This window comes from Staphylococcus caledonicus (assembly GCF_016238465.1).
GTDB classification, from domain to species: domain Bacteria; phylum Bacillota; class Bacilli; order Staphylococcales; family Staphylococcaceae; genus Staphylococcus; species Staphylococcus caledonicus.
This window is the reverse complement of sequence record NZ_JABTXV010000001.1, coordinates 147,090-171,901: the sequence shown is the minus strand read 5'-3', so window position 1 is coordinate 171,901 and position 24,812 is coordinate 147,090. Positions and strand designations below refer to the sequence as shown.

Annotated in this window: 27 protein-coding genes; 6 read left to right on the top strand and 21 right to left on the bottom strand. The window is 32.3% G+C overall.

Translation table 11 applies throughout. From position 1 onward, the window contains the following. Window positions 1–127: 127 nt before the first annotated feature. From HS848_RS00835 to HS848_RS00825, 3 genes are read left to right on the top strand one after another with little or no spacing between them, the layout of a single operon-like run. The gene (locus tag HS848_RS00835) at window positions 128–802 is read left to right on the top strand and encodes a hypothetical protein (RefSeq protein ID WP_198610925.1); all 675 of its coding nucleotides are present in this window, start codon (window positions 128–130) and stop codon (window positions 800–802) included. Between the two features lie 6 nt (window positions 803–808). Beyond that, on the top strand, window positions 809–1,270 hold the full coding sequence (locus HS848_RS00830) for a YaiI/YqxD family protein (protein WP_198610924.1): 462 nt from the start codon (window positions 809–811) through the stop codon (window positions 1,268–1,270). Beyond that, window positions 1,270–1,836 carry a TIGR00730 family Rossman fold protein gene (locus HS848_RS00825; RefSeq protein ID WP_198610923.1) on the top strand — a complete coding sequence of 189 codons (567 nt, stop codon included), beginning with the start codon at window positions 1,270–1,272 and terminating at the stop codon, window positions 1,834–1,836. The genes HS848_RS00830 and HS848_RS00825 overlap by 1 nt, the downstream gene beginning before the upstream one ends. Before the next feature lie 124 nt (window positions 1,837–1,960). On the opposite strand, the gene HS848_RS00820 is transcribed toward HS848_RS00825, so the two are convergent. From HS848_RS00820 to HS848_RS00810, 3 genes are all read right to left on the bottom strand, one after another. Then, complete coding sequence (locus HS848_RS00820; protein ID WP_107507802.1) at window positions 1,961–2,506, bottom strand: GNAT family N-acetyltransferase; 546 nt, start codon at window positions 2,504–2,506, stop codon at window positions 1,961–1,963. A gap of 105 nt (window positions 2,507–2,611) precedes the next feature. Beyond that, on the bottom strand, window positions 2,612–2,908 hold the full coding sequence (locus HS848_RS00815) for a hypothetical protein (RefSeq protein ID WP_107507803.1): 297 nt from the start codon (window positions 2,906–2,908) through the stop codon (window positions 2,612–2,614). A 361-nt stretch (window positions 2,909–3,269) separates the two neighbouring features. Beyond that, complete coding sequence (locus HS848_RS00810; protein WP_198610922.1) at window positions 3,270–3,797, bottom strand: SA0632 family lipoprotein; 528 nt, start codon at window positions 3,795–3,797, stop codon at window positions 3,270–3,272. Between the two features lie 333 nt (window positions 3,798–4,130). On the opposite strand from HS848_RS00810, the gene HS848_RS00805 reads away from it, so the two are divergent. Continuing rightward, window positions 4,131–4,820 (top strand): DUF1129 family protein, encoded by a 690-nt coding sequence (locus tag HS848_RS00805; RefSeq protein ID WP_198610921.1) that lies wholly within the window; start codon window positions 4,131–4,133, stop codon window positions 4,818–4,820. Window positions 4,821–5,069: 249 nt separating this feature from the next. Here HS848_RS00805 and HS848_RS00800 read toward each other — a convergent pair whose 3' ends face one another. From HS848_RS00800 to HS848_RS00760, 10 genes are all read right to left on the bottom strand, one after another. After that, on the bottom strand, window positions 5,070–5,558 hold the full coding sequence (locus tag HS848_RS00800; RefSeq protein WP_198610920.1) for a DUF456 domain-containing protein: 489 nt from the start codon (window positions 5,556–5,558) through the stop codon (window positions 5,070–5,072). Then, window positions 5,558–6,778, bottom strand: coding sequence for a sugar efflux transporter (locus tag HS848_RS00795; RefSeq protein WP_198610919.1), 1,221 nt, complete (start codon window positions 6,776–6,778; stop codon window positions 5,558–5,560). Before HS848_RS00795 ends, HS848_RS00800 begins: the two co-directional genes overlap by 1 nt. 97 nt (window positions 6,779–6,875) lie before the next feature. Continuing rightward, entirely contained in the window at window positions 6,876–7,730 is an 855-nt protein-coding gene (locus HS848_RS00790; RefSeq protein ID WP_198610918.1) for a LysR family transcriptional regulator, read from the bottom strand. Window positions 7,731–7,883: 153 nt separating this feature from the next. Next, window positions 7,884–8,486, bottom strand: a complete 603-nt coding sequence (locus HS848_RS00785) for a DUF402 domain-containing protein (protein ID WP_198610917.1) — start codon at window positions 8,484–8,486, stop codon at window positions 7,884–7,886. A 308-nt stretch (window positions 8,487–8,794) separates the two neighbouring features. Continuing rightward, window positions 8,795–9,280, bottom strand: coding sequence for a cupin domain-containing protein (locus HS848_RS00780; RefSeq protein ID WP_198610916.1), 486 nt, complete (start codon window positions 9,278–9,280; stop codon window positions 8,795–8,797). Continuing rightward, window positions 9,280–9,996, bottom strand: a complete 717-nt coding sequence (locus HS848_RS00775) for a YebC/PmpR family DNA-binding transcriptional regulator (RefSeq protein ID WP_198610915.1) — start codon at window positions 9,994–9,996, stop codon at window positions 9,280–9,282. Before HS848_RS00775 ends, HS848_RS00780 begins: the two co-directional genes overlap by 1 nt. Before the next feature lie 153 nt (window positions 9,997–10,149). Then, entirely contained in the window at window positions 10,150–10,494 is a 345-nt protein-coding gene (locus tag HS848_RS00770) for a transcriptional regulator, SarA/Rot family (protein WP_408642063.1), read from the bottom strand. 159 nt (window positions 10,495–10,653) lie between these two features. After that, window positions 10,654–11,847 (bottom strand): hypothetical protein, encoded by a 1,194-nt coding sequence (locus HS848_RS12655; protein ID WP_232806046.1) that lies wholly within the window; start codon window positions 11,845–11,847, stop codon window positions 10,654–10,656. Window positions 11,848–11,861: 14 nt separating this feature from the next. Next, the gene (locus tag HS848_RS12650; protein WP_232806045.1) at window positions 11,862–12,803 is read right to left on the bottom strand and encodes a helix-turn-helix transcriptional regulator; all 942 of its coding nucleotides are present in this window, start codon (window positions 12,801–12,803) and stop codon (window positions 11,862–11,864) included. A 448-nt stretch (window positions 12,804–13,251) separates the two neighbouring features. Further along, entirely contained in the window at window positions 13,252–13,929 is a 678-nt protein-coding gene (locus HS848_RS00760) for a Bax inhibitor-1/YccA family protein (RefSeq protein ID WP_198610914.1), read from the bottom strand. A gap of 509 nt (window positions 13,930–14,438) precedes the next feature. Here HS848_RS00760 and HS848_RS00755 point away from each other — a divergent pair. After that, complete coding sequence (locus HS848_RS00755; RefSeq protein WP_198610913.1) at window positions 14,439–15,266, top strand: LysM peptidoglycan-binding domain-containing protein; 828 nt, start codon at window positions 14,439–14,441, stop codon at window positions 15,264–15,266. A gap of 241 nt (window positions 15,267–15,507) precedes the next feature. Here HS848_RS00755 and HS848_RS00750 read toward each other — a convergent pair whose 3' ends face one another. From HS848_RS00750 to HS848_RS00720, 7 genes are all read right to left on the bottom strand, one after another. After that, window positions 15,508–16,512, bottom strand: coding sequence for an inorganic phosphate transporter (locus tag HS848_RS00750; protein WP_198610912.1), 1,005 nt, complete (start codon window positions 16,510–16,512; stop codon window positions 15,508–15,510). 14 nt (window positions 16,513–16,526) lie between these two features. Then, window positions 16,527–17,144 (bottom strand): DUF47 domain-containing protein, encoded by a 618-nt coding sequence (locus HS848_RS00745; RefSeq protein ID WP_011276491.1) that lies wholly within the window; start codon window positions 17,142–17,144, stop codon window positions 16,527–16,529. Between the two features lie 275 nt (window positions 17,145–17,419). Beyond that, on the bottom strand, window positions 17,420–19,309 hold the full coding sequence (locus tag HS848_RS00740) for an FtsX-like permease family protein (protein WP_198610911.1): 1,890 nt from the start codon (window positions 19,307–19,309) through the stop codon (window positions 17,420–17,422). Continuing rightward, window positions 19,299–20,060: an ABC transporter ATP-binding protein gene (locus HS848_RS00735; RefSeq protein WP_198610910.1), complete on the bottom strand. Its 762-nt coding sequence runs from the start codon at window positions 20,058–20,060 to the stop codon at window positions 19,299–19,301. The genes HS848_RS00740 and HS848_RS00735 overlap by 11 nt, the downstream gene beginning before the upstream one ends. Window positions 20,061–20,184: 124 nt before the next feature. After that, a complete protein-coding gene (locus HS848_RS00730; RefSeq protein WP_107507133.1) occupies window positions 20,185–21,225 on the bottom strand; it encodes a sensor histidine kinase in 1,041 nt (346 codons plus the stop codon). After that, window positions 21,218–21,892 carry a response regulator transcription factor GraR/ApsR gene (graR, locus tag HS848_RS00725; protein ID WP_198610909.1) on the bottom strand — a complete coding sequence of 225 codons (675 nt, stop codon included), beginning with the start codon at window positions 21,890–21,892 and terminating at the stop codon, window positions 21,218–21,220. The genes HS848_RS00730 and graR overlap by 8 nt, the downstream gene beginning before the upstream one ends. Window positions 21,893–21,906: 14 nt before the next feature. Then, window positions 21,907–22,830: an NAD(P)H-binding protein gene (locus tag HS848_RS00720; protein WP_107507135.1), complete on the bottom strand. Its 924-nt coding sequence runs from the start codon at window positions 22,828–22,830 to the stop codon at window positions 21,907–21,909. Window positions 22,831–22,942: 112 nt separating this feature from the next. On the opposite strand from HS848_RS00720, the gene HS848_RS00715 reads away from it, so the two are divergent. After that, window positions 22,943–23,449: a GNAT family N-acetyltransferase gene (locus HS848_RS00715; protein WP_107507136.1), complete on the top strand. Its 507-nt coding sequence runs from the start codon at window positions 22,943–22,945 to the stop codon at window positions 23,447–23,449. Between the two features lie 250 nt (window positions 23,450–23,699). Here the strand turns inward: HS848_RS00715 and HS848_RS00710 are convergent, their stop codons facing one another. Next, entirely contained in the window at window positions 23,700–24,746 is a 1,047-nt protein-coding gene (locus tag HS848_RS00710) for an alpha/beta hydrolase (protein WP_198610908.1), read from the bottom strand. Window positions 24,747–24,812: the final 66 nt, after the last annotated feature.

Below are 24,812 nucleotides of genomic sequence, written 5' to 3'. Positions count from 1 at the left end.
TTAAAATACAGGACACGCTTATGTTATGAAGTGATCAATGATATGAGTATTATAGCTAGTGAAACCGTTTAGTTTCATGTATCATAGGGTATTGAAGAGAATAATAAATCTAATGGAGGCAACGCGTATGGACAAAAAGAAGATGATTAAAACAGCGATTAATGTATTACCAATTTTTATTGTGCCACTAGTAGTGGAACGCAAACGTATTAAATCGCATCCTGAGGTTCAAAAAGCGACAAATGCTACTACAAACGCTGGTCATACAATTGCTAATAAAGCTTCAGATGTAAAAGACTATGTTGGCGATAAAAAGCAAGAGTTTGATAATAAACGCGAATTGAAAAAAATCGCTAAAGAAAATGATCCTGAATACATCGAAAAAAAAGGCGAAAAATTAGCGAAGAAAAATCGCAAAGAAGCTGACAAAATGAATAAAAAGCTTCAAAAAAATATTGAACAACGTCACAAAGATGAAGAAAAAGCCCGTGAAAAGAACGAAAAAGAACGTATTAAAGACATGAAAAAAACTCAGAAATATCAAGAACAAGTAGGTTTAACACCTGGTAAACTTGATGAAGATACTGAGAAAAAAGGCGAAAAGCTAGAGAAAGAAAATAAAAAAGAAGTTAACAAATTAGATAAAAAACTTCAAAAAAATATCGAACAACGTCATAAAGACGAAGAAAAAATCCAAAAGCAAAATGAAAAAGCGCGTATTAAAGAAATGAAAAAATACGAGGATTATGATGCAGATAGCGTTGTTACACAAAATAAATTAGACGACAATAATAAGGCGTAATTTATTATGACAACGGTACTTATTGATGGAGATGCTTGTCCAGTAGTTGATTCAGTAATTGAGTTGACTACTGGGACAGGCATTTTTGTTACGATTTTACGCAGTTTTAGCCACTATTCAAATAAGATATACCCTGAACATGTTAATACGCTATACATTGATGACGGACCCGATGCCGTCGATTACAAGATTGTTCAGCTCGTTACTAAAGACGATATTGTCATTACGCAAGATTATGGTCTAGCTAGTTTATTATTAACTAAAGCTAAGATTGTAATGCATCATAAAGGACATATATACAATCATAGTAATATAGATATGTTACTTCAACAGCGTTATAATAATGCTCAGATTAGGAAACAAGGCGGTCGACACAAAGGGCCTCCCCCTTTTTCAAAGGAAGATAGACATCAATTTAGAATGGCATTTAATCATGTAGTGAATCAACTTAAGGAGGATGATGTGTAATGAAACGTATTGCAGTGTATTGTGGGGCTAGTAAAGGTAAAGATGAGACTTACGTTAAAGAAGCGTATGAATTAGGTAAATATATGGCTGAACAAGGTTATGAACTTATCTTCGGTGCTGGGTCTGTTGGTATAATGGGCGCTATTCAAGACGGCGTGTTAGACCATGGTGGCCACGCTATTGGTGTCATGCCCAAAATGTTAGATGAGAAAGAAATTACAAGCCAAAATGTCAGTGAACTCATCTTAGTCGATTCCATGCATCAACGTAAAGAAAAAATGGCGGACCTTGCTGATGCATTTGTCATCGCGCCAGGTGGTGCTGGTTCACTTGAAGAATTCTTTGAAATGTATAGTTGGGCACAAATTGGTATTCACCAAAAACCAATTGGCGTCTTTAATTTAAATGGTTTCTTTGAACCGCTTCAAGATTTAATCGAGCATATGATTAAAGAAGGATTTATTGATGAGAAATATAGCGCACTTGCGCCTCTATATGATACTAAAGAAGAATTAATCGAAGGATTACTTAATTACAAACCACTGGGTGTTCGTACGTACGATTAATTGCTTACGAGGTTTAACATTTATAATTACAAAAATAAGCCGTGGCATAATAGTCAATCTGAAGAAGTAAAAGAATTTCACCCTTGTCTTCTATTCAGCACTATTGATGCCACGGTTTATTATCTTATAGTGATAAGTCTTTATAATAACGGACTTGTCTTTTTAACATATGATATTTACTAAGCTCTGGCATTTCAAAGTTATCATAAAAAGTCATCCCAATTTTTTCCATTACTTTTCTGGAAGGCAAATTATTCTCAGCTGTAAAACTATACACCTCGGTGATGCCTTTCTCTTTGGCATATTTTAACACGGCCGTTGCGCCTTCTGTAGCTAGGCCATTTCCCCATACTTCAGGAATAAGTCGCCAACCAATTTCATAAATAGGCAATTCGTCAAAGGGATATTTACTATCGTCCGGCAAATAGTTCACGCCTATATAACCAAGCCATTCTCCAGTTTCTTTTAATTCCACTGCAAATAACCCTATTTTCTCTTTTTTAAGAATATCGTCCATCTTATGCATATCCAATTCAGAGCGACGATAGCTTAACAAGCTTGGAAAATAGCGTCTTACTTGTGGGTTAGCATTCATTTTTTGAAATGGCAATAAGTCAGTTGCCTCCCAATCTCGTAACTTTAATCTTTCAGTTTCAATGTAAACTACCATAATCAACACTCCATTGCAGAGAAAATACAATTAATAAAAAAGTGCGATATGGGTACTGTTCCATAACACACTTAATTTATAATTAATTTTAATTAATATGTTTTATTAAGCTTTAGAAATGTAACTTACAAGTTTAATATGGACAGGTATTTCTTTTAAACGATTGCGTTGATCCTTTGGTGCAACAACAGTAGCATCCACAAAATCATTGCGGTGATTAAGTTTGAATGTTGCGACAAACGTATCTGTATCTGATTCGAAATTTGGTAAATGTGCTACAACACGTTTAATTTCTCCTGTTGAATCTACAATTGTACGCCCAGTGATATTTTCAATTTCACGGCCTAATTCTGGTAAGGTCATTTCACGACCTTCTAAAATATGAAAATCTTGTTCATGCATATCTCATCTCTCCAATACATTATTTATGTTTTTAAATTATCAAATATTAAAACTATTCTAGCTTATATATTCTTAAAATATGTAACCGTATCGAGGTTGGGACAAAAGTGTTTAGGATTTGAGCAAAACCGAACGATGAGCAAAATTGTTCTTCAAATTTTGTCGAATTGTGACGGTATCTGCCGAGAATCCTACTTTTGGGACACCGTTTATCGGTTTTCCAGAGCACAAATGATTAATGTCTTAGTCTCAAGTTTTACCCTTCGCATCCTCTAGTCAAACTTAATCGCCTATTAATATTAGGTGTTGGACACAATTTATCGTTTTCCGAGAACACAATACATTAAAGTTTCAACTTCACTTATTCATTACTACTTTGCGTTCCTTCATCAGAACTACTTTGTTCGCTAGAAGTATTAGCGTCTTCAGTTTCACTTGAATTGTCCTCAGTAGAACTGTTTTCAGTAGAGTTTGCAGATTGGGTCGTAGTCTCATTTGAGTCAGAAGAGTTAGCGTTACTATTAGCATTCATACTTTTCGAATCACTATTTGACTGGTCATCAGACGACATACTACTTTCAGATGAACTAGCATCGCTTGTATCATCGGAAGATTCATCCGAACTATTATTACTCTCTTTATCCTCATCATCTGAACTTGCTTTAGACGACTCATGGGCTACCGATTCATCAACCTCTTTTTGTAGTTTTTCACGTTGATCATTCAATTTTTCTTTTTGTTTTTCTAAATCTTTCTTTTGACTTTTCAAATCATCATTTTCTTTTTGTAATTGCTTAATATCCTTTTCCAATGATGCTCTTTCATCACTTTTACCACATGCTGACAACATAATCGTAGCAGACAGTAAAAGTACCAACCATTTTTTCATGCTTTTCTCCTTTAAATACAAGTCAATATAACTTATTTTAACATGAAATTGCCGTCTAATCATTTATTCACTCACTGTCCCCAGCAAGTTTTCACACATTTATTATTGAACAATTATAGTCGCAAATCTATTTTTCTTGTTTTTTGAAAAGAAGTATCGCTGCATTCAATATCGCGAAGAAAGAGTAAAATATTATGTCTATATTTAAATATCGTTGAACTCCTTTTCAATATTATAATCTCAACTTATCTATGATATGATTATTCATAATTCACATATATTAACCTACTATTTTAAAAAATAAAAAGTTTTAGACGTTGAGGAGTTTAGCGAATGAAATCCACTGCAAAATTAACACGTGAAAATAACGTGAAATCATTGCGCCTAAATAATACAGATAGAGAGATTTTCGAAAATTATATGACCTATGTACGAGCTGATTTACGTGTAAATCCTCATGACAGTGAATTAATGCTAAGTCGCATACTAAAGAGGCTATTAGCGGCTGAAGACGAAGGCACATTGGCGTTAGAATTCTTTGAACATAACCCCAGAGCACATGCTGAAAAAGAAATTAAATCTTTACCGAATGAAACGTTCCAAAATATTATTAAATATATTTGTAGAAATTTTATCTTTCTTATTGGTATATTTTGCTTTTTTAAAGGGTTTATTGGTTTCTTTATTGGTGGGAATAATAACGAGGTTTATTTATATACCTTCCCACTTATCGTTATTGCAGGATTGTTTATTATCTTCTTATTTATCTTAGTTATTTTTAAGACCGTTCAACTTCAAAGTTTTAACAATTCTCATTGGGTATGGTGGTTCAATTATTGCATCATTGCACTTTTATTAGTAGCACTTTTCTATGTATTTTTCATACCACAATCATTTTTAGCTTTTGGACCATTTATATTAATCAGTAATTGGTCATTTATTATACTATCTTTAATTATTACGCCTATCGCATTTTATATTGAACATCATTTTGGAAATAAAAACTCAAACACAGTACTATAATTTTCAATCAAAAATAGGAGCGAAACTGAAATGTCGTGTACTTCACGGATTTCTAGTCTCGCTCCTCGTTATATTGGTTCTATACTAAATTGAACTGATGAAAATCAGTTCAATTTTTTTATGTCTTTAAGAATATAAAAATGGCGCAAATATCTCTATAATTGTAAGTGCCTAAACCAACAATAAGGAGAGATATTGCGCCTATAAATGATTGTATATCAAAAATACTTGGAATTAAAGATGTTATATTTATTTAACTAAAAACACATCAATAAAGAACCAAATTACCATAATAATCATGATAAGTGCTTGGGCCACTGTACTGGCTAAGAAAGCCATGAGTGATCCTAAGCTTGCTTTTAATGCTTTTCCAAAATTAAAATCTTGTATCAATTCAACAATTAAGACAGCTAAGAAAGGCACGATGATAATACCGAATGGTGGGAATACAAAGCACCCAATAATAACTCCAATAAGCGCTGCATATTCACCTAGTTTCGAACCTCCAAAGCGATTGACAAAGTATTTATTCATTAAAAAGTCTGATACTAGAATAAATACTGTAAAGAGTACCATGGCTACGTAAAATATCCATGACAAACCTTGGTCACTAAATCCAAATTGATAGATTAAAAATCCTACCCATAGTACTAACACTGAAGGAATAATCGGCTTAATTAATCCAACAAATGCCAGAATAAACGCTAAAATAATTAATATCCATAAAATCGCTGCCATTATTTCACACTCACATTCTCTTTAGTATATTTTTGTTCTTTCGTAAAGAATATTAAGATCATGCCTAGGAAAATAGATGATGCTGAAACGTAAAAGACATTTTCCAAGCCAACCCAATGACTCATAGCCCCACCTAATAAATTTCCTAACAGTTGTCCAATAACCATTGCGTTCGCAAATAATGTGGATGCATAACCCGGGAAATCAGGTAAAATATCTTGAAAGTAACTAATCCCTAATCCTAAAAGAATGGCTAAGAAGAGTGCTAAAAAGATTTGGCCAACCATCATCATATAAATGTTCTCAAAAAATCCGATACTAAAGTAAAATGTTCCGCCACTAATCGCGCCAATAATTAATAATGTGCGCGTTTCAAGTTTAGACGCTAGAACGCCTAAAATAACCATAAATGGCACTTCTAAGCCAGCACATAGACTCGCTAATGTTCCGACATAACCTTCTTGTTCTTTTAAATAATCAGTCACGAATAATGGCATATTCATCGTATACATCCACTGGCCAATATGTAATAAAATAAAGGCAATAAAAGGCACAAATAATGTTTTATCTTTAAACATATTCGGTGCAGTTTTCTCGATATTGGTAGTGCCACTTACATGTTCAGTTGGCGCTAAATTCAAATCTTTATAGAAAAAGATTTGTAGTATTAATGTGAATAGTAAGATGCTTACTGTGCCTCCGAATAAACCAGCATATCCTAGAAACTGAATTAAATAGGCGCCGATTAATGGACCAAATAAAAAGCCAAATGAAAACATTGAACGTAAGACGGTATTAGCGAACTTCGCATTATCTTTAGAGGAAGACACATTGATAGATTCTCGTGCAGATGCATACAGTTGAGGCATTGCCGGCGCAAATAGTCCTTGGAAGATTGCATAAACAATGATAAACAACCAAATATGATGGATATAAAAATAAATTGAGAAACTGATAGCACCCATTAATAAAGCGCTAATAATTAAAAATTTCCTGTTAATATTATACGTATCTGAAAATCGGGCTACAATTGAATTGACAGTAAATTGACTTACCGCAGCTAAAGCGAGTAGGATACCAAATTCATTCGTCGACATCCCTAATTCTTTTGTCGCAAATAATACGAAATAAGGTACGGTAATGGCGATACCCATTCCTAAAAGCATCATATTAACAACAAACAATTTATAGTTTTTAATTTGTAATAGTGCTAAAAACATAATTTCTACCTCTATTCCAGACTTTAAACAAACGTTATTACGTTTCATTATCTTGTGCATTACTGAGAAGATGGAGGCGAATGTAGCATTTCTCCATCTATCTGATGAAATTAAGCATGAGCGTCACAAATGATTCAACTTGTGGTAGTTGTAACATACTACCGTCATAACTCATATAAGTTGAACGTATTAGAGGTTGAGAATCAATATTTACCTTTTCAAATTCAAACATATTCTTATCTATATTCTTCATCATTATTTCAGGTAAAATAGTTACTCCTACACCACTCACTAACATTTCTTTGCAAGTAGCAACTTGGTCAACTGTAATGGTGGCATGATAATCTTGACCAAAGTTTTCGTTATACCATTCTTTAATCTGACTAATATATATAGGATCAGCTTGAAATTCTATAAATGGTAATTGCGCAACCTCGTCTTTCTTTTCTTTCGGAAAAATAAAATAATGATCATCATCAAATAAATGAGTATTCGTTAAATTCATTACTTTATTACCTCGCGTAATCATCACATGATAATCTCGATGATTAGCTTTAATTTGTTCCGTCGAGCCAACTTGTACTTGAATTTCAACATTTGGAAAGTGAGAATTGTACAAACTAAGCACCTCAGGTAATAAGGTTTGCCCAATCAGTGATGAACAGCCAATTGAAATCGTTCCATTCACTTCTCCAATATGTGCTTGCATTTTATCGAAAAATAATCGCTCACGTTTTAACATATCACGTGCATGTTCAATAATCATAACGCCCTCAGTCGTAGTGATTAATTGCTTTTTTGTACGAATAAATATATCTACGCCAAATGAGTTTTCAATAGCTTTTAAACGTTGTGTTACAGCAGGCTGCGAAATATATAGAATCTCTGCTGCTTTACGTAATGTTTTAGTTTCATCTAATGTAATTAACAATTGATAATCTTCAATTTTCATAGCGTTCCCCCTACTTATGTTTATCCATGAACGTGGCTATGAGCGATAAATTTCAATTCAGAAACTTTAATCTTACGTTCGTGAAGCCTATTTTTGATTCGCTTTCTTATTTTATTTCTCTATTTTCATATAAAACTAAGTATAAAAACATATTTATTTTGTATGGGAACTATGATGTTTAATATGTTCTTTATATGTTTTATGATTTTTCGGTTTCTTCAACTTACTAATCATCTTGTTATAGCAGTGCATAATACGATGATGAACATCCTCGAAATTTTCATTAATTTCTATCATTAATTGATGCGCTATAATATATGCTTCATGATATTGTTTCTGAGTGATTTGCCCATTTTGCAATGCAAGTTCTAAATCTTGTTCATCTACTAATTCATATTCACCCGTGGAGGGTAAAACTAGAACATCTAAAAATAAATCTAAGGTTCTAGCGTTCCCCTTTTGAATAATATTTTTTATATTAATATCGAAATAATATTCCAATGGATTACCTTTATCATCAAACATTGCAGTAATACTATAGCGTTTCTTTTCTGGCAAAATCTGTAACCATTGATAATTGTCATTAGCAACAATTATGTTCTGGCCAACCACCGTCACCTCTAGAGGCTCACGGACCTTCTTCATCGTGACCAATCCAATAATACCCTTGAATCTATTATTATTTACCTTAACTTCTATGTAATCACGTTCTATAAGGCGACGCCAGTGACGTTTATCTATATATTTAATTTTCATAAAGCCACCAACTCCTTGTAATTATTATATTAAACTGACCTATTGATGTCATCTTTAGTCATTCCTATTTGAAATACGCACGTAAAATCTTTTAAATTTTCATATTTATTTTACTACATCTCTACAAATTTTAGGGAATATTGATAAAAATACTCGTATTTAATAGGTAAATTCTTTTTTATCTTAACTTTTAGAAAAACACCTAAATTAAAGAAAGGCTAGATAAAGCCATAAAGAAAAAGCTACATGAAGCCTTGAAGTCATGAAAGTAACCACCAGGCTGTATGTAGCTTTATCTGGACTGCATATTATTGTTTATTTTTAAGCGCATAACGCTGAATAATCTCTTTATGTTGAGGATACTCATCGAGTAGTTCTTGTTGGCTAAACAACTCAAAGTGATTGAAGTCGAATGCTGGTTGACACATACATCCTACCAAACTGTATCCTTCTGTCTCTATTAAACTAGAGGCAAAGATTGTACCTTTAGGCACGATACACTGCATTACATTGCCTTTTGATATAAAAGGACCTAGATCTACCGATTGATAGTCACCTTGTGGTGTAATCATATGGATTGTTAACGGTACGCCAGCATGATAATACCATATTTCATCAGCATCAATACGATGAAAATGTGAAATGTCACCTGTTTTAAGCATAAAATAAATACTGCTAACGGAACCACGCATTTGGTTAGTAGCGTCAGTTCGTATAGTTTCTTTATAATAGCCTCCTTCAGGATGTGGCGTAAGGTTAAGCTGTTGTACCCAGTACTCCGCACTAAAGTCCATTATTTTAAGTCCACGTTGTGGAAGACATTTTGTACATCTTCAAGGTCTTCAAGCGCATCTACTAATCTTTCAAACGTTGCTTGGTCATCTTCTGATAATTCGATATCTGTTTGAGGTAACATTTCGAATTCAGCAATTTTAAAGTCTTCAACGCCTGATTGACGTAACGCGTCTTGAACTTGGGCAAATTGATCTGGTTCTGCATAAACGATAGTAATATCGCCTTCCTCAGTGACATCTCTAACATCGACATCTTGTTCCATTAGTACTTCTAACACATCGTCAGCTGATTTACCTTCAAAACCAAAGGTAGCGGTATGATCAAACATATAGGCTACTGAACCTGATACACCCATATTTCCGCCATTTTTACCAAATGCTGCTCTAACATCTGAGGCTGTACGGTTAACATTATTTGTTAAAGCATCAACAATTAACATTGAACCACTTGGACCAAAGCCTTCATAACGTAAGTGGTCGTAATTTTCTTCGCCAGCACCTTTCGCTTTATCAATTGCTCTTTCAATGATGTGGTTAGGTACTGAATAAGTTTTAGCTCTTTCAAGTACTAATCTTAAGGCTTGGTTAGACTCAGGATTAGGTTCACCTGATTTAGCTGCAACATATATTTCTTTACCAAATTTTGCATATATTCTACTTGTATTTTTATCTTTTTGGGCTTTTTTCTCTTTAATGTTGTTCCATTTACGTCCCATAATGTCATCTCACTTTCATACTCAATAATCACTATTATATAGCATTCATAGAACGTTGTCTAAAGTGATAAGCAACGACCATGTATTTCATTTTAAACATAAAAAAATACTGACAAAGCATTGCCTCTGTCAGTACTCTCCCAATTAGTACAATTAAATGTTTAAAAATTCTTCAACATCATTAAATAAAGCATCGAATTTTTCGTTATTCGTTTCATCCATATAAATAAAAATTTTACGTTCATCTTCAGTGGAACGAACTTTACTTAATCTCTCTTTTTCTATAAGTCTACGTATTGATACTAATAATTTAGTTCTACTTAAATCTAACTCGTCTATTGCAATTTTTAAAAATGATTGCATAAGTATTTGATCATCAATCGTATATTTATGAGCTAATTTTAATAAAGCTAAATCATTTAATGTCAACTTATATTGTTTATCTATATATTCTGATAATGCTTTATATTGTTTGTAAAAATCTAATAATTTATTCATCTTGTCATTGTTCAATGCTACTTGCACCTCCAAATATAAGCAGACAACTTACTATCCATTATCCTTTATATTTGAAAGCCTGTCGTTTTCATTTGTTTTGAAATTTTTGTTAAATTTACTAACAAAGTCAAATATTGTTGTGCAATACTCTTTTCGTCATCATCTTTTTTTGTAAATTTTGATAATATAAAGTGAATTATAATTTAGTTTTATTTTTAGCGGACCTTTTTTAAAGTTATGTTCTCGAATTTTATATGCTGGGTGGGTTAAATCATTCATATTGCGTAAAAATTTTGTAGACCATTGGTATTTTTCTCTAATATCTGGCGAAATAATATGGTTAATATTGCCATGATAGTCATCTATCTTTTGAATCTTCACAAGGTATTTATCTTTTAAATCTGCGTTTTTAAAATCTATGTGTGTGTCTGTTTGTTCATAATCTACCTCACGCGACTCACTTTCTAATACACGCCAATCATACAGAAATACCGTATAACTGTCCTCGTCATTAACAATAATATAATTATCTTTAATCAATTTTGGTTGTATATTTACTGAAACCAACTGATCTATCATGGTTCCTAAAATAGATTTGAAGCCATTTTCATCAAATAAGTACAATGCGTTAAACAAATCAGTGTAATGTTTAAAATTAAAACTAATGCCATTAAAATACCTAGCTGTTTTTACGATTGTTTCTATTAATAATGGTGCACTATTATTTAAATTGCCATTTTGATTATTTATAAAATTATGATTTTCAAAGTTAAGGAATATTATTTTCTTATTTTCTAAGTCTATTTGCTGTAAGATTTCTCTAATATTCTGATAACGTAATATATTTTTAACTAAAAGACGCTCATTTTTCTCAATTAAGTATGGCATTTTCAATTTAGCATTATCTATATATAAAAACTCGAAATTAATACGTTTAATTTGCGATTCTATCGTTTTAAACAGTACGGGGTCATTTAATAGTTTACTAATTTCTAGACCGAAAGAAAAACGACTTGTTTTATGTTGAATTTTTAATATGACACGATAGATGGTTTTTAAATCTATTTCATCTAAATCAAATACAAGACCTAGCTCATGTCCACCGTCCACCGGAATGTTATTCGCTTTGAAATGGTCCATCACATCTTCATAATTAGATTCTAGAAAATCAACTAATCCTAAATCTTCTAATCTGAAAATTACATTTAAATCATTTTTTATAATGTATTCGAACATAAGTTGACGCTCATAAATGGTGAATTGGTCTTTTATATCACGCATGTCCACTTTTAAATAGTACATAAGTGAAGAATTTTCATGATGTAACGGTCTCGCAAAATCTTGTAAGAACAATAATTTTATTTCTTCTATGGTATTAATTTGTAATACCAAATAGTATGGTTCGACGACTTCTTCTGTCTCCGAATCGACATATATATTATATTCAATTTTTCTTGGTAATATTGGTGCTTAGAATGTATAAGATGATTGATTTTTTCAAGACTATCGTCTATATGACTTTCATAGTCCATATCAATATCTTTCTCGTATTTACTACAGGATCGATAATCATTTGGCGTGATGCCCACGTAGCTTTTAAATGTTTTAGAGTAGCTCGACGCATTACTAAATCCTAAGTTTTCACTAATCAAACTAATTGTATAATCGGTAGTTAACAATTGCTCAAACGAAGTGGCTATTTTAAGCGTATCGACGTATGATTTAAACCCCATATTTAACACTTGATTAAACTGTGCCGACAAATTAGATTTTGATGTAAATAAATGAGATGAAATATCTTTTAAAGTTAATCGTTTATCTATATTTTTATTAATATATTCCAATACATCGCTTAACTCACCATAATATGAAAAATGATACTGATTATTAGCAATACTTTTTTCCATACTGCCCTGTTTACCAATAATATTAACAATATCTCTTATATGTTTTGCATCTTCAGAGACATTAGCATCTTTTAAATGATTAATTGCTAATTGAAGTAACGCCTTTTTTATGGCATTCACTGATTTAAGCAGATTTGTAGAATATTTATAATCGAAGAAATCGAACCCTTCGTCTCTAAACCAGTCGCTAGCAATATAAACCATCAATGTTTTACTATTCTCTTTTATCGAAAAGATATCCGTATTATTGATAATATATATTTCATTTTCAATTGTAATATTTTTGGTAAAGTGCTGAATTTTCAGTTGGCCTTCTATTGGAAAAAGTAAAATAATACCATCTTGACAGCGCGTCATTTTATACTCATGTTTGGTAAGTAAATGAAAATAGGCATTAGACATATATTAACCTCTTTCTATTCATGATAGCCTTTCTTTTAATTGTACTAAATTATCTTCAAGAACATAACTTATATATATTGTTTAAATGTAAATCTACCACAATATTAATTCTAAATCAAAAACACAAGTAAGAATATATTAATTTTTTTCTAAATTGGGTATCTACTAATTTTAAAAAAAGATGTTACGATATTGCCTCAATTTTAAATGATTTGTAGGAGTCTCAGTCATTTATAATCAAATGTGCTAGACTGCTTAATTTGGCAATAGTTAGTCGAAATGATCACATACTACAACTTCGATTGTCATTTCTAGTTAAGTTTGCCGGAACAGGACGGTGAAATCTTTCAATGCATACTGGATTTCTGCACCACTCCCTACAAAATCGAAAATGAAAACAATTCGTCAACATCTTAAATTCGTAATAATGGATTATATGTGTTTTTGTTTAGTTTTTAAAGCGATTGGCTAATCGTAAAACGTCTTTAATAATATTAAGCAGGTTAATAAATAAGTTAAAGCCCATTTCCCTAGGCGTAAAACTACCACGCTTCATTCTATTAAAATCATATAATGTGTACATTAAGAATAAAATTAAGCCGATAATAGTAATCGCTGTATGATAAATTGGATTATGAACAAACATTCCAATTAACCCACCAATGATTAAAGCAATAAAAGCTACAAATAAGTATTTACCAAGACTTGAGGCATCATTGATTATAAAGTACCCCAATATTCCGAAGATGATAAATGCGCCAATTGCTAGTAATACATTTTTATAAAATACATCTGGACCTAAGTTTTGCATATAGGTTGTAAAGGTAGCGTAAGACAATAAGCCTACTATAATGGCATAGATATGTGAAATGACTAGACCGTACTTACGTGCGCGTTTTATAAATAAAGTCGCTAGTATAAGTACGAATAAACCAATTGATAATGGTCGTCTCCATTCCATTGGTAAGTATTGGCCAAAGTAACAACCGATACCAAAGATAATCCAGTAATATGTAAAGAATAACCACACTTTAGCATAAGCGTGAGTACTTTGGCTATGATGACTTTTATTTTTTACTTTTTTATTAGACGCTGCGTTTTGCGCCGTATTTGAAGACTGAGACATTTTTGACCCCTCTTTGATTTTCATACTAAATATTTATCTTGATTGTACATTATCTTACTAAAGATTAAAAAGGTTTATTTTATCTACTTTTACAGTACCCAATTATCTTTAAATTATTTATTTTCAAATTAATCCACCTTTTTAAAAGTGTTTATTGCAACTATGTTTTTTACAACTATAAAGCCCATTGTTGAGCCATTTTTAGTACTTTTAATTCACAAGTAAATTGTCATTTTTCGAGCTGAAATGTTACAAATTTATTTTCTTATAAAATTTATATATTATTTCCACAAGGCTTCACATCATGTGTGCCAATGGTTATAGGACTTTTACATATAATAGGACAAATATTAACAATATTACAAGATAATAACAACGCCCACAGTAGTCTACATTTTTGATAGTATGAATACGTGATATACGAATTAATTTATAAAGGATATATAAAGAGTTTGGAATGATAAATTCTAATTTTTATAAAATAAAAAGTTTCAAGGAGGACATCAAGTTTGAAAAAGTTAGCAGTCGCAGTTTCTGTTGCATCCGGGGCAGTAGCAGTATTCTCGCATCATAACGCTGAAGCATCCACACAACATACGGTAAAATCTGGTGAATCTTTATGGAGTATTGCTAGTAAATACAACACATCAGTAAAAAATATTAAGCAAAGTAATAATTTATCTAATAACGTGATTTTACCTGGCCAAGTACTTACTATTGGGGGCAATAATAGTAATAGTACATCAAATGGAAATCCAACGACAGTAGCTTCATCATCTACTTATACAGTTAAAGCTGGTGATTCACTTTATGCTATCGCTAATAAACATGGTGTTTCAGTGAATGCGATTATAAGAACGAATAAGTTATCTGGATATTTAATTTCACCTAACCAACAATTAAAAATTCCAAATAGCTCTACAACGCCTAAAAAGACACTAACTAATCCAAACCCTAACAATGCTACTTCAAACCAAAGTAACGGTTATCAAAGTCCAACTTTTAACCATCAAAACTTATATACTTCTGGTCAATGTACTTGGTATGTATTTGATCGTCGTGCGAAAGCTGGAAATACTATCAGTACATATTGGTCAGATGCTAAATATTGGGCTGGCAAGGCTGCTGCAGATGGCTATAGTGTTGATCATAGACCAACAGTAGGTGCGATTATGCAATCGACTTCTGGTTATTATGGTCATGTAGCCTATGTTGAACGTGTGAATGCAGATGGTAGTATTTTAATTTCAGAAATGAATTATGCTAATGGTCCATATAACACAAATACACGTACCATTCCTGCGTCTGTAGTTTCAAGTTATAATTATATTCATTAATATCAAATCCGATAAAATTAGATTCGTTAAAATTATGAACGTATAAAACAATATTCAAATATACAAACCATAAGCCTATCAATATTTTTCAGTAGAAAAATTTATTGATAGGCTTATTTTGTATCGTTTTATAGTTTCAGTTAACTACAGTATGAATTACTTAGACAAAAAATGAGGTTGAGACATCAATTGTTTATACGCTAGAAAATCGATAAACGACGTCTCAACCTCATTTTAAATGTTATAAGAAAATATTCATTATTAAATAAATAATTGCTGCTAAAATTGCAGATATAGGTAATGTAATGACCCATGTAATAATCATACGTTGTGCAGTACTCCATTTAACACCTTTAGCACGGTTAGAAGCCCCTACACCAAGGATTGATGAAGATACAACGTGTGTTGTTGATAATGGGAAGTGTAATGATGACGCTACGAAAATAGTTAACGCTGATGAAATATCAGCTGCCGCACCATTAGCTGGGCGGATTTTCATAATGTTTCCTCCCACTGTTTTGATGATTTTCCAACCACCAATAGCCGTACCTAGACCCATTGCAGTCGCACAAGCAATTTTAACCCAAAGTGCTGGCTCTACATTTGCAGGGTCTTGTATATTAGCCACAATTAAAGCTAACGTAATGATACCCATTGATTTTTGCGCATCATTCGTACCATGTGAGAATGATTGTAATGCTGCAGTAAATACTTGGAAGAATCGGAAATTACGATTCGCTCTAGTAAGGTTTGCATTCTTAAAGACAATTTTTACAATTGTATACATAATAAAACCAACACAGAATGCAATAATTGGTGAAATGATTAATACAATGATAATTTTAGTAAATCCTTGATAATGTAATACACCAAAACCTTGAGCCATTACTGCTGCACCAGCAATTGAACCAATTAATGCGTGCGATGAAGAACTTGGGATTCCATATAACCATGTTAATAAGTTCCAAATTATCGCTGCTAAAATGGCCGCTAGTACTACTACTAATCCGTTATCTAATTTAAATGGGTCGACGATATCCTTTGTGATGGTACCGGCAACTCCAGTAAACGTTAAAGCACCGACAAAGTTCATAATCGCTGCTAAGAAGATAGCAGTTCTAGGGGTCAATGCTCGTGTTGACACTGCTGTAGCAATCGCATTGGCTGTATCATGGAAACCATTGATAAAGTCAAAGATTAAAGAAAATATAACGATAGCTATAGTGATGATTAATACGTACTCCATAAATTAAAACTCCCTTAGCTATTTTTCATGATAATCGTTTCGAAATTATTTGCTACAACCTGACATTTATCAGCGATTTCTTCCATACTTTCATAAATATCTTTTATTTTAATTAATGTGATTGGGTCAGTTTCGCTGTTGAAAATGTGTTTAATTGATTGGCGTAAAATACCATCACAATTTGTTTCAAATTCTTTAATATTAATTGAATGAATACGCATGTGAGATAATTTCTTTTCAACTAATAAACCAACAGCTAACTTCATTTCCGCTACTGCTTTTTGGATATTTTCTACGAATTCAGCCATGTACTCATCAGTATATTCAATTGAATACATTTCAAACATTGCAGAAGTTTCTTCCATTGCGTCAAGCACATCATCAATGGCATTACATAATGATAAAATGTCCTCACGCTCAATAGGTGTAATGAATGTTTGATTTAGATCCGTAATAACTTGGTGCATAAGTTCATCACCATGTGACTCATAAGTCTTGATATTGTCAGAATAAGCTTTGAGATCTAAATGCGTATTGAAGTCCATTTTCCCGAATTCAACGGCTGCACGGTCCAAGTTGAATACCATTTCTTCTAATTGAACCATGAACTTATCCTTTTTCTTAGTAAACATTATAAAGCCTCCATTATAGCGATTGTTATCAATCACATTGTTAATTTTTTTATTCTTGTAAGACAACTTAAATCAAGAATACATTTACAATAAGAACTTTTCAAAAGCCTATTTTCTGACTATTTGTAAATTTTATGTAAATATAATGTTTTACTGTTTTTTACGTCATACTCCATCATTGAATTTGTTCCTATTTGAAAATATCACAAAATTTACATATCCACAATTGCATTTACAAATTCTTTACAAATACGAAACATTCCTTCAACTTTAGCTTAAATTGAGTGGTTAATCGTCCGTTTTGAATGGTTATAAGCGATGATTGCAAAGATGCTATAAATAACCGTATAAATCGCCATTACCACAAATATTGGCGTTTGATTTGCGAACCCAATGAGCTTCATAAAAACGAGTGAAGCAAAATAGGCATGCAATAGTGCAATAATTAAAGGCAGACCGAAGTTAAATGCGACTTTAAGCATTAACCCTCTCGCTATATCTTTCTGTGTAAATCCTAATTTTCTCAAAATTGAATAACTCTCTAGTTCATCTTCTGTCTCATCTATTTGTTTAATATAAATAATACATCCTGTCGCAATTAAGAACGCTATTCCTAAGAAAGATGTAACAAATAATAAAATTCCAGTTAAACTTGAGGCTTCACTCACTACTTCGCTTCGTGTTTGTACATCTCCACTAATTCCGCTAACTATTTTTTCTAATTTTGGAATATCCTTGTTATGTTTCAGGTCAAAGCCATATTGAGGCACAATATATTTATTTTTAGCATGGGCTTTCAAATAATTATATTCTTTATCACTAAGAACTAACGTTGGTCCTCCCAAATCTATACTCTCTTTAAAGTATATTTTATTTATCACTTTATGCAGTTTTACATTTACATGTGTTTTCTTAGTTCCTATTGCCATAGTGCCATTTTCTCTATGTTTTGCTAAATCATGAATTAAACCTTCTGGGATAATTAAATTCGCTTGTCCCTTTTCCAAAGAAATATTAGGAAAATATTTGTCACTAGTCACTGTAACTGCATAAGGCTGTGCTTGACTCACATCGAATAAATGATCTTTATACACTTTAGAATAAACCACTTCTTTAAAATCATATTGATACGCGATATGATGTCTTCCAAGTTCAAAACCCAGTTCATTAGCAATATTTTCATCTTTCAATGTCACTTCATGAGGAGATTCTAGTAATACTTCATTACTTAAAGAGCCCCGGCTAAGCGCTGCGAAACAAAGAACAGATACAGTAATCGCCGAAATAATTGCCATTACGGTAAGTGAAAATGCATTCTTTCGAATACGAAACATGAGCGATGATGTAAAAATAACATCATTTACAGTCACATTTCCACCTTTAAAGTGTTTGATGATTTTTAGTATGAGAGAAACTGTACTTCTAAAGAAGAAGTACGCACCGATAACAGTTAAAAATAAAATTACGAATGGTAACAAAATATGATCTAATAATTCCATAAATCGTGTTGATAAATAATAACCTGCTAAGATAAATAAAATGCCAAGGATACCTAAAACGACTTCGCCCAATGTAATATTAACTTGGCTTTCTTCTTTCGTATCTTGAAAACTCATCAAACTTTTTATTGAATTTTTATTTAGATAAATCCACGCTTGCACAATGATTAAAATATAAGAAATGATCAAAATAAATAATGTTTGTGCGATGGCTTGAAAACTAAAAATAATAGACACCGAGGTATGAATACCTAATAATTTCAACACAATCATTAAAAGAATTTTAGATCCTAACACGCCAATGATCATGCCTAAAATAGCTGTAATCAAGAATATAAATAATTGTTCTAACATTAACATGTAAATAATGCGCTTTTTATTTAAACCAATCGTTTGTAATAACCCAAACTCATAACTACGCCGTTTAATAAACAACATATTCGTATACATAATAAAGACGATAATAATTATGAATAAAAAATAACTGCCGACTTGCGTACCTTGTTTAATAACCGACATGGATTGATGTAAATGTAGATGATGTACATATTTAATCGTTATAAAGCTATAAAATAAGACGATGCTTAAAATTAATGAAAAGATATAAATCGCGTAATGCGTAATATTTTGTTGGAAATTTTTCCAAATAATGTGACTAAAACTCATACATCATGCCACCTAAAATACTTTGCGCACGCAATATTTCTTTATGAAACACTTGTTTATCATCTTCACCTTGATATAACTCTGTGAAGATTTGGCCATCTTTTAACATGACAACCCGATCTGAAAAACTTGCCGCAAGAGGATCATGTGTCACCATTACAATCGTCGCATTATACAATTGATTAATTTTTTGAAAACGATGTAACAAATCTCGCGTATTTTTAGAATCTAATGCTCCTGTGGGTTCATCTGCAAAGATAATCTTTGGATGTGTGATAAAAGCACGGGCAGCTGACGCACGTTGACGTTGGCCTCCTGAAATTTCAGATGGGTACTTATCACTAATATCAAAAATATTAAGCGTTTCTGTAATTCGTTGATAGCGCTCATTCATTTCTTTTTTATTCAATTTTTGTACGGATAAGGGTAATACGATATTTTCTTTTACTGTTAATGTATGAAGTAAATTGTAATCTTGAAAGATAAAACCGATATCCTTTTTTCTAATTTCCGATAAAGCTTTGTTAGATAATTTTTCTAATTGTTGATCACCCAAGACGACTGATCCATGAGTTAAATAATCGATAGAACTCAATACATTTAGCAACGTTGTTTTGCCTGACCCTGAAGGCCCCATAATAGAGATAAATTCTCCCGCTTCAATGGATAAATCTATCCCTTTCAAGACTTCTTGTTTCATATTTTTTGCACCATATGTTTTGGTTACTTGTTTCGCCTGTAAAATGGTCACGTCATTACTTCACCTCCTCATTCATAATTATTTTCCTCAATTTTGATATTTTCACCTTTAATTCACTTTAATTATATAGGTTGTGTTCTATTGAAAAATGAAGATTAAGTAACAAATTGCAGGTTTAAAATGACAGTGTTGTCACTTCAGACATACGTTTTAATATTTCATTTTGCTTAGGAAACGTCAAAATAAAAGTAGTGCCTTGACCAACCGTGGAGTCTACTTTTATTTTAATGCCTAGTTGTTTTTTTACACTATCGACTAAATACAAGCCAATCCCAGAAGACGTAGTTTCATTACGGTTGGCTGTTGACGTAAACCCACGTTCAAATATACGAGGTAAATCTTTGTGACTGATGCCTCTTCCTCTATCAGTTATTTCGAGAGCGACATGCCCATCTTGTTCAAAAGAACGAATGCGAATATCCTGACCTTGTGAATACTTCAATGAATTAGATAAAATTTGACGAATCATCATGCGACACCATTTCACATCGGTGTAGACAGTTGGATTAATGTCAAAGTTCAAATCATATCCTATACCTTTCGTTTGACTAATATGACGCGTCAATTGAATTTCCTCGATAACAAGTCGTTTTAGTGCTACTTCTTCGAAATACATATCGCGATTTTTAGACTCTAATCGTGTGAGATACAATTGCTTGTCTAACAATTCATTGATACGCGCCCATTCGTATAGCAACGCTTTTTTTCGTTTAACGTCCTCTTCTTGATCAATCAGCAATTTCATTGCAGTAACCGGCGTTTTAATATCGTGCACAAATTCGGTTAATGATTGTTCAGACGTTTGAATATGTAATTGTTGCTCAACGACGCGTTCTTTTTGACTTGTTAGTTTGCGATATAGATAATTTACGATTTGTTGTTGAAAAGGATCTTCAGCTAAATCTTTATGTTTAATTTCTTCAATTTCTTTATTGTTGTATAAATGTTGATATAGTTTTACTTCTTTTAGAAAAGCAAAAATTAGAAACAGACATGTTAGACCAAGGTTTAACATGACGATATAGCTCACACTTTCAATCGAAATATCGTAATCGATATAGGCCATACCTAATAAGATAAGATGTAAAAATACTATCCAAAATATCCAATTACTGCGTGTCTTAAGAAATAACCAAAACCACTTTACATTACTCATGAGCCATATAACCTTTACCTACTTTAGTTTCAATCTGCGTATCCATGTCGATTTCGGATAGCTTTTTACGCAGACGGTTCACGTTAACGGTTAATGTATTATCACTTACAAAAGCCTCATCATCCCACAATACTGTAATTAATGTGTCACGTGTGACGATCTGATTTTGCTTTTTAATCAACATTTCTAAAATAATCATTTCAGTTTTAGATAAGTAAATAATTGTATCGCCTTTTTGGATACTGTCTTTCGATAAATCAACAAGCGTATCTTGCCAATTAAGCGTGCGCTTTTCTTCTGCACCGAATTCGTAAACGCGACGATAAATCGCTTGTAATTTGGCTATTAGGACATTGGTATAAAATGGCTTTTGCATATAATCATCTGCACCTAGTTCCATACTCATTACTTGATCCATTGGATTGTCACGGGAGGATAAAAATAGTATAGGCACATTAGAAATTTGTCTAATTTTGCGACACCAATAAAATCCATCATATTTTGGTAATTGTATATCCATAATCACAATTTCAGGCTTAGCTTCTTCAAACTTATCCATTACAGCACTAAAATCATCGATGCCCGTAACATAGAAATCCCAATGTTCTAATTCTTTCTTCAACTCTTGGAATAATGTTTGATCGTCTTCAACTAATAATATTTGCATGAGTGTATCACCTGCTATTTTGTATATTTCATTTTCTCGCCTGATTGCACACGTCCATTAAAGTGCTTAATACGACAATCAATTTCAAAACCTCTCATTATTAATCCTTGTAGCGGAGCTTGGACAAAATAATAAATAGGCCAAAACAGTCTTGGAATATAATCATATAAATGCACAACAACTAGACGTGTTCCTTTAATATGTCGAAATTCTAATTTACCTTGTTTCTTCAAGTTCGGTTTTATCATTGATCCGCCAACTAAATGAAATGTTATAAAATCTTCAGCATTAGTTACTTTTTTTAAAATTAACAACGGCTTAGATTTCTTACGCGAATATACGATATAATTATCATTTTCTTTATACGTATGCATGAATGTTCCACGTGTATCATTAATCCAAGTCATAAAGTAGTCGACTAAGTGAGATAATGTCCATTTCCTAGGTAATACCATTTTTAATGCCGTACGTACATCGTCGTATTTTGAAACTTGTAATTCAACATTAATATGAGGACGTTTGATATAGGTTTGCGTCGTTTCAACGGGCACACCATAACTTTCTAAACGTTGAATCGTTTCATTATCAAAACGGCTTCCTTTTACATAAACAATTTTATCTAACCCTTGTTTCATTGCCGCTCTGGCAAAATTATCTGCAGCAATAAGGTTCAAATCACGCGCTGTAGCTTGTGTTAATTTAGCCGAATGTTTATTTGGATCTAAATAGAAATAGGCGATATCCATGCCTTCCATTGCCGTTACCACGTCTTCATAGTTATAGATATCACGTTTGAGCCAGATAATTCGAGTATCTTCTTTCTTCTTAGAATGAGGATATTTGGATAATGCATAGACATTCGCATCTTTTTCAAGTGCATTACTTATATATTTACCAATATAACCACTACCACCAGCTAATAAGACATTTGGTTTCATGTTAGAAATTGCCCTTTTATCTTTTGAAAATTTATAATTATATGTATCGTTAAGATTTATTGCTATAATGTTATGTAAGGCAATATAGCTTAACATATTGGGAGGAAGCCGCATGGCTCATAATATTCGTGAAATCAGTATAAAAGACGTTGAGAATTTTATTAAACTTTTAAGCAAGATTTATGATGAATCTGACTATACATTATATAATCCTGGTGAATATACACCAAGCATTTCAAGCGTTAGTGACCATCTAGAACGTATTATTACGTCTCCAAGAAATACAATTTACGTGGCAGAACAAGATGACCAACTCGTAGCTTATGCTTTTGTGACTACTGAAGATTATGAACGTACACGTCATCAAGCTTTTATCACTATCGGTGTAAAACAACTCTATCAGAAACATGGTATTGGCCTAGCGTTAATCAATGCCGTTGAAGCCTGGTCTATTAATCATAATATTAGACGTATCGAAGCTTCGGTTGTTCCTGAAAATGCTCGCGCCGTAGAACTCTTTAAAGGCGCTAATTTTAATATCGAAGGTGAATTAAAAGACAAATTATTCATCAATGGCACTTATTACAGTCAATATGTTATGGCTAAATTACTCATTTAAACTATTCGTTTCGTATTTATTATACTCTAGTCACTATAATATTAAACTATCTTAGCGAGATGTTTAAACAATTATCATCTAAGAAAGTAAAATTCATATACTTATCTTGAAGATAGAGGAATATAGATTACAAAAGGCGTAGAAGAGTTTGGGACATAAATCTCAAAATAATAGCGTAGAGATGATTGAATCACCTCTACGCCTTTTATATGGAGACTTCGTATTGTTTGGCTCGCGTTTCAAACCTAATTTAATATGGAGATAATGAAAAGTTTTTATCTGGTTCTGTAGCACCATCGAATGGTGAACGTTGATTTTGTTCCACACCAGATGACGAAGTATTTCGGCTTAGGAATGCTAGTACTCTTTTCATATTTTCTTTAGATTCCGGTTTATCTAGATGAAATTGATATTGATGATGTAAATGATGTGAACCATCATAGAATAAAGTATTAACAGGAACCTCTTCTTCTTTTAACTTACGATAAAATGCAATGTTTTGACTATAGAATGGATCCGCATCGCCTACTGATAAATATGTTGACGGATAATCTTTTGTTACCTGATTAACCGTTGACATCTGAGAAATGTCTTTAAAATCCGTTTCCCAATGTGTAGCTCCAGTATAACTATGCATAAACATTTTAATTCTTGGGAATTCTGTAGCTCTTACAGTCTTCATATCATAAAATCCACCAAAGAAGATGGCCCCTTTAAGTTGTGAAGGCATAAATTGCTGTTCAAAATTCATCTCTTGGCGTAATGCTTCGTTGGATTGCATTGCTACATATTGACTTGTAAGCTGCGCACCTGCAGAGTCCCCACCTATAACTACTTGATTTAAATCAATTGGGAAGCGCTCTTTATTATCTTTAATGAATTGGACTGCATCGTTTAATTGAATGAGTGGCGTCGGATATTTATTATGTGGCGCTAATGCATAATTGACATTGACCACTACATAACCTTGCTCAGCAATTTGTGCGAGCAACGGATTTTTATATTGTTTATCCCCCGCAACATACCCTCCGCCATGCATCCAAAAGATAACTGGTAATCGAGTCTTACTATTGAAGTCAGAAGGCATAATAATATCTAACTGACTATTCGGAATATGTTTGTTATAAGTAATATTTTGAAATAACTTAACATTAGGATTATTAATTTGTACCTTTTCATGTTGTTGTACGTTTTTTTTATTTTGTTGATAATGACTGTATAAATTCCATGCGATTAAAGCTCCGACCATAATTATGAATACAAATGTAATTATCGTCCACTTCCGTTGATTATTCATTTCTTGCAGTCCTTTCAACTCTTTATATAATAGATTACTTCTCTTTTTTAAAAAGAAAAGCAATCC

What these genes read in the sequence shown, in the direction of transcription:
- HS848_RS00835 (WP_198610925.1), top strand. Translation starts at nt 128, where the DNA reads ATGGACAAAAAGAAGATGATTAAAACAGCGATTAATGTATTACCAATT.
- HS848_RS00830 (WP_198610924.1), top strand. Translation starts at nt 809, where the DNA reads ATGACAACGGTACTTATTGATGGAGATGCTTGTCCAGTAGTTGATTCA.
- HS848_RS00825 (WP_198610923.1), top strand. Translation starts at nt 1,270, where the DNA reads ATGAAACGTATTGCAGTGTATTGTGGGGCTAGTAAAGGTAAAGATGAG.
- HS848_RS00820 (WP_107507802.1), bottom strand. Translation starts at nt 2,506, where the DNA reads ATGGTAGTTTACATTGAAACTGAAAGATTAAAGTTACGAGATTGGGAG.
- HS848_RS00815 (WP_107507803.1), bottom strand. Translation starts at nt 2,908, where the DNA reads ATGCATGAACAAGATTTTCATATTTTAGAAGGTCGTGAAATGACCTTA.
- HS848_RS00810 (WP_198610922.1), bottom strand. Translation starts at nt 3,797, where the DNA reads ATGAAAAAATGGTTGGTACTTTTACTGTCTGCTACGATTATGTTGTCA.
- HS848_RS00805 (WP_198610921.1), top strand. Translation starts at nt 4,131, where the DNA reads ATGAAATCCACTGCAAAATTAACACGTGAAAATAACGTGAAATCATTG.
- HS848_RS00800 (WP_198610920.1), bottom strand. Translation starts at nt 5,558, where the DNA reads ATGGCAGCGATTTTATGGATATTAATTATTTTAGCGTTTATTCTGGCA.
- HS848_RS00795 (WP_198610919.1), bottom strand. Translation starts at nt 6,778, where the DNA reads ATGTTTTTAGCACTATTACAAATTAAAAACTATAAATTGTTTGTTGTT.
- HS848_RS00790 (WP_198610918.1), bottom strand. Translation starts at nt 7,730, where the DNA reads ATGAAAATTGAAGATTATCAATTGTTAATTACATTAGATGAAACTAAA.
- HS848_RS00785 (WP_198610917.1), bottom strand. Translation starts at nt 8,486, where the DNA reads ATGAAAATTAAATATATAGATAAACGTCACTGGCGTCGCCTTATAGAA.
- HS848_RS00780 (WP_198610916.1), bottom strand. Translation starts at nt 9,280, where the DNA reads ATGGACTTTAGTGCGGAGTACTGGGTACAACAGCTTAACCTTACGCCA.
- HS848_RS00775 (WP_198610915.1), bottom strand. Translation starts at nt 9,996, where the DNA reads ATGGGACGTAAATGGAACAACATTAAAGAGAAAAAAGCCCAAAAAGAT.
- HS848_RS00770 (WP_408642063.1), bottom strand. Translation starts at nt 10,494, where the DNA reads ATGAATAAATTATTAGATTTTTACAAACAATATAAAGCATTATCAGAA.
- HS848_RS12650 (WP_232806045.1), bottom strand. Translation starts at nt 12,803, where the DNA reads ATGTCTAATGCCTATTTTCATTTACTTACCAAACATGAGTATAAAATG.
- HS848_RS00760 (WP_198610914.1), bottom strand. Translation starts at nt 13,929, where the DNA reads ATGTCTCAGTCTTCAAATACGGCGCAAAACGCAGCGTCTAATAAAAAA.
- HS848_RS00750 (WP_198610912.1), bottom strand. Translation starts at nt 16,512, where the DNA reads ATGGAGTACGTATTAATCATCACTATAGCTATCGTTATATTTTCTTTA.
- HS848_RS00745 (WP_011276491.1), bottom strand. Translation starts at nt 17,144, where the DNA reads ATGTTTACTAAGAAAAAGGATAAGTTCATGGTTCAATTAGAAGAAATG.
- HS848_RS00740 (WP_198610911.1), bottom strand. Translation starts at nt 19,309, where the DNA reads ATGAGTTTTAGTCACATTATTTGGAAAAATTTCCAACAAAATATTACG.
- HS848_RS00730 (WP_107507133.1), bottom strand. Translation starts at nt 21,225, where the DNA reads ATGAGTAATGTAAAGTGGTTTTGGTTATTTCTTAAGACACGCAGTAAT.
- graR (WP_198610909.1), bottom strand. Translation starts at nt 21,892, where the DNA reads ATGCAAATATTATTAGTTGAAGACGATCAAACATTATTCCAAGAGTTG.
- HS848_RS00720 (WP_107507135.1), bottom strand. Translation starts at nt 22,830, where the DNA reads ATGAAACCAAATGTCTTATTAGCTGGTGGTAGTGGTTATATTGGTAAA.
- HS848_RS00715 (WP_107507136.1), top strand. Translation starts at nt 22,943, where the DNA reads ATGGCTCATAATATTCGTGAAATCAGTATAAAAGACGTTGAGAATTTT.
- HS848_RS00710 (WP_198610908.1), bottom strand. Translation starts at nt 24,746, where the DNA reads ATGAATAATCAACGGAAGTGGACGATAATTACATTTGTATTCATAATT.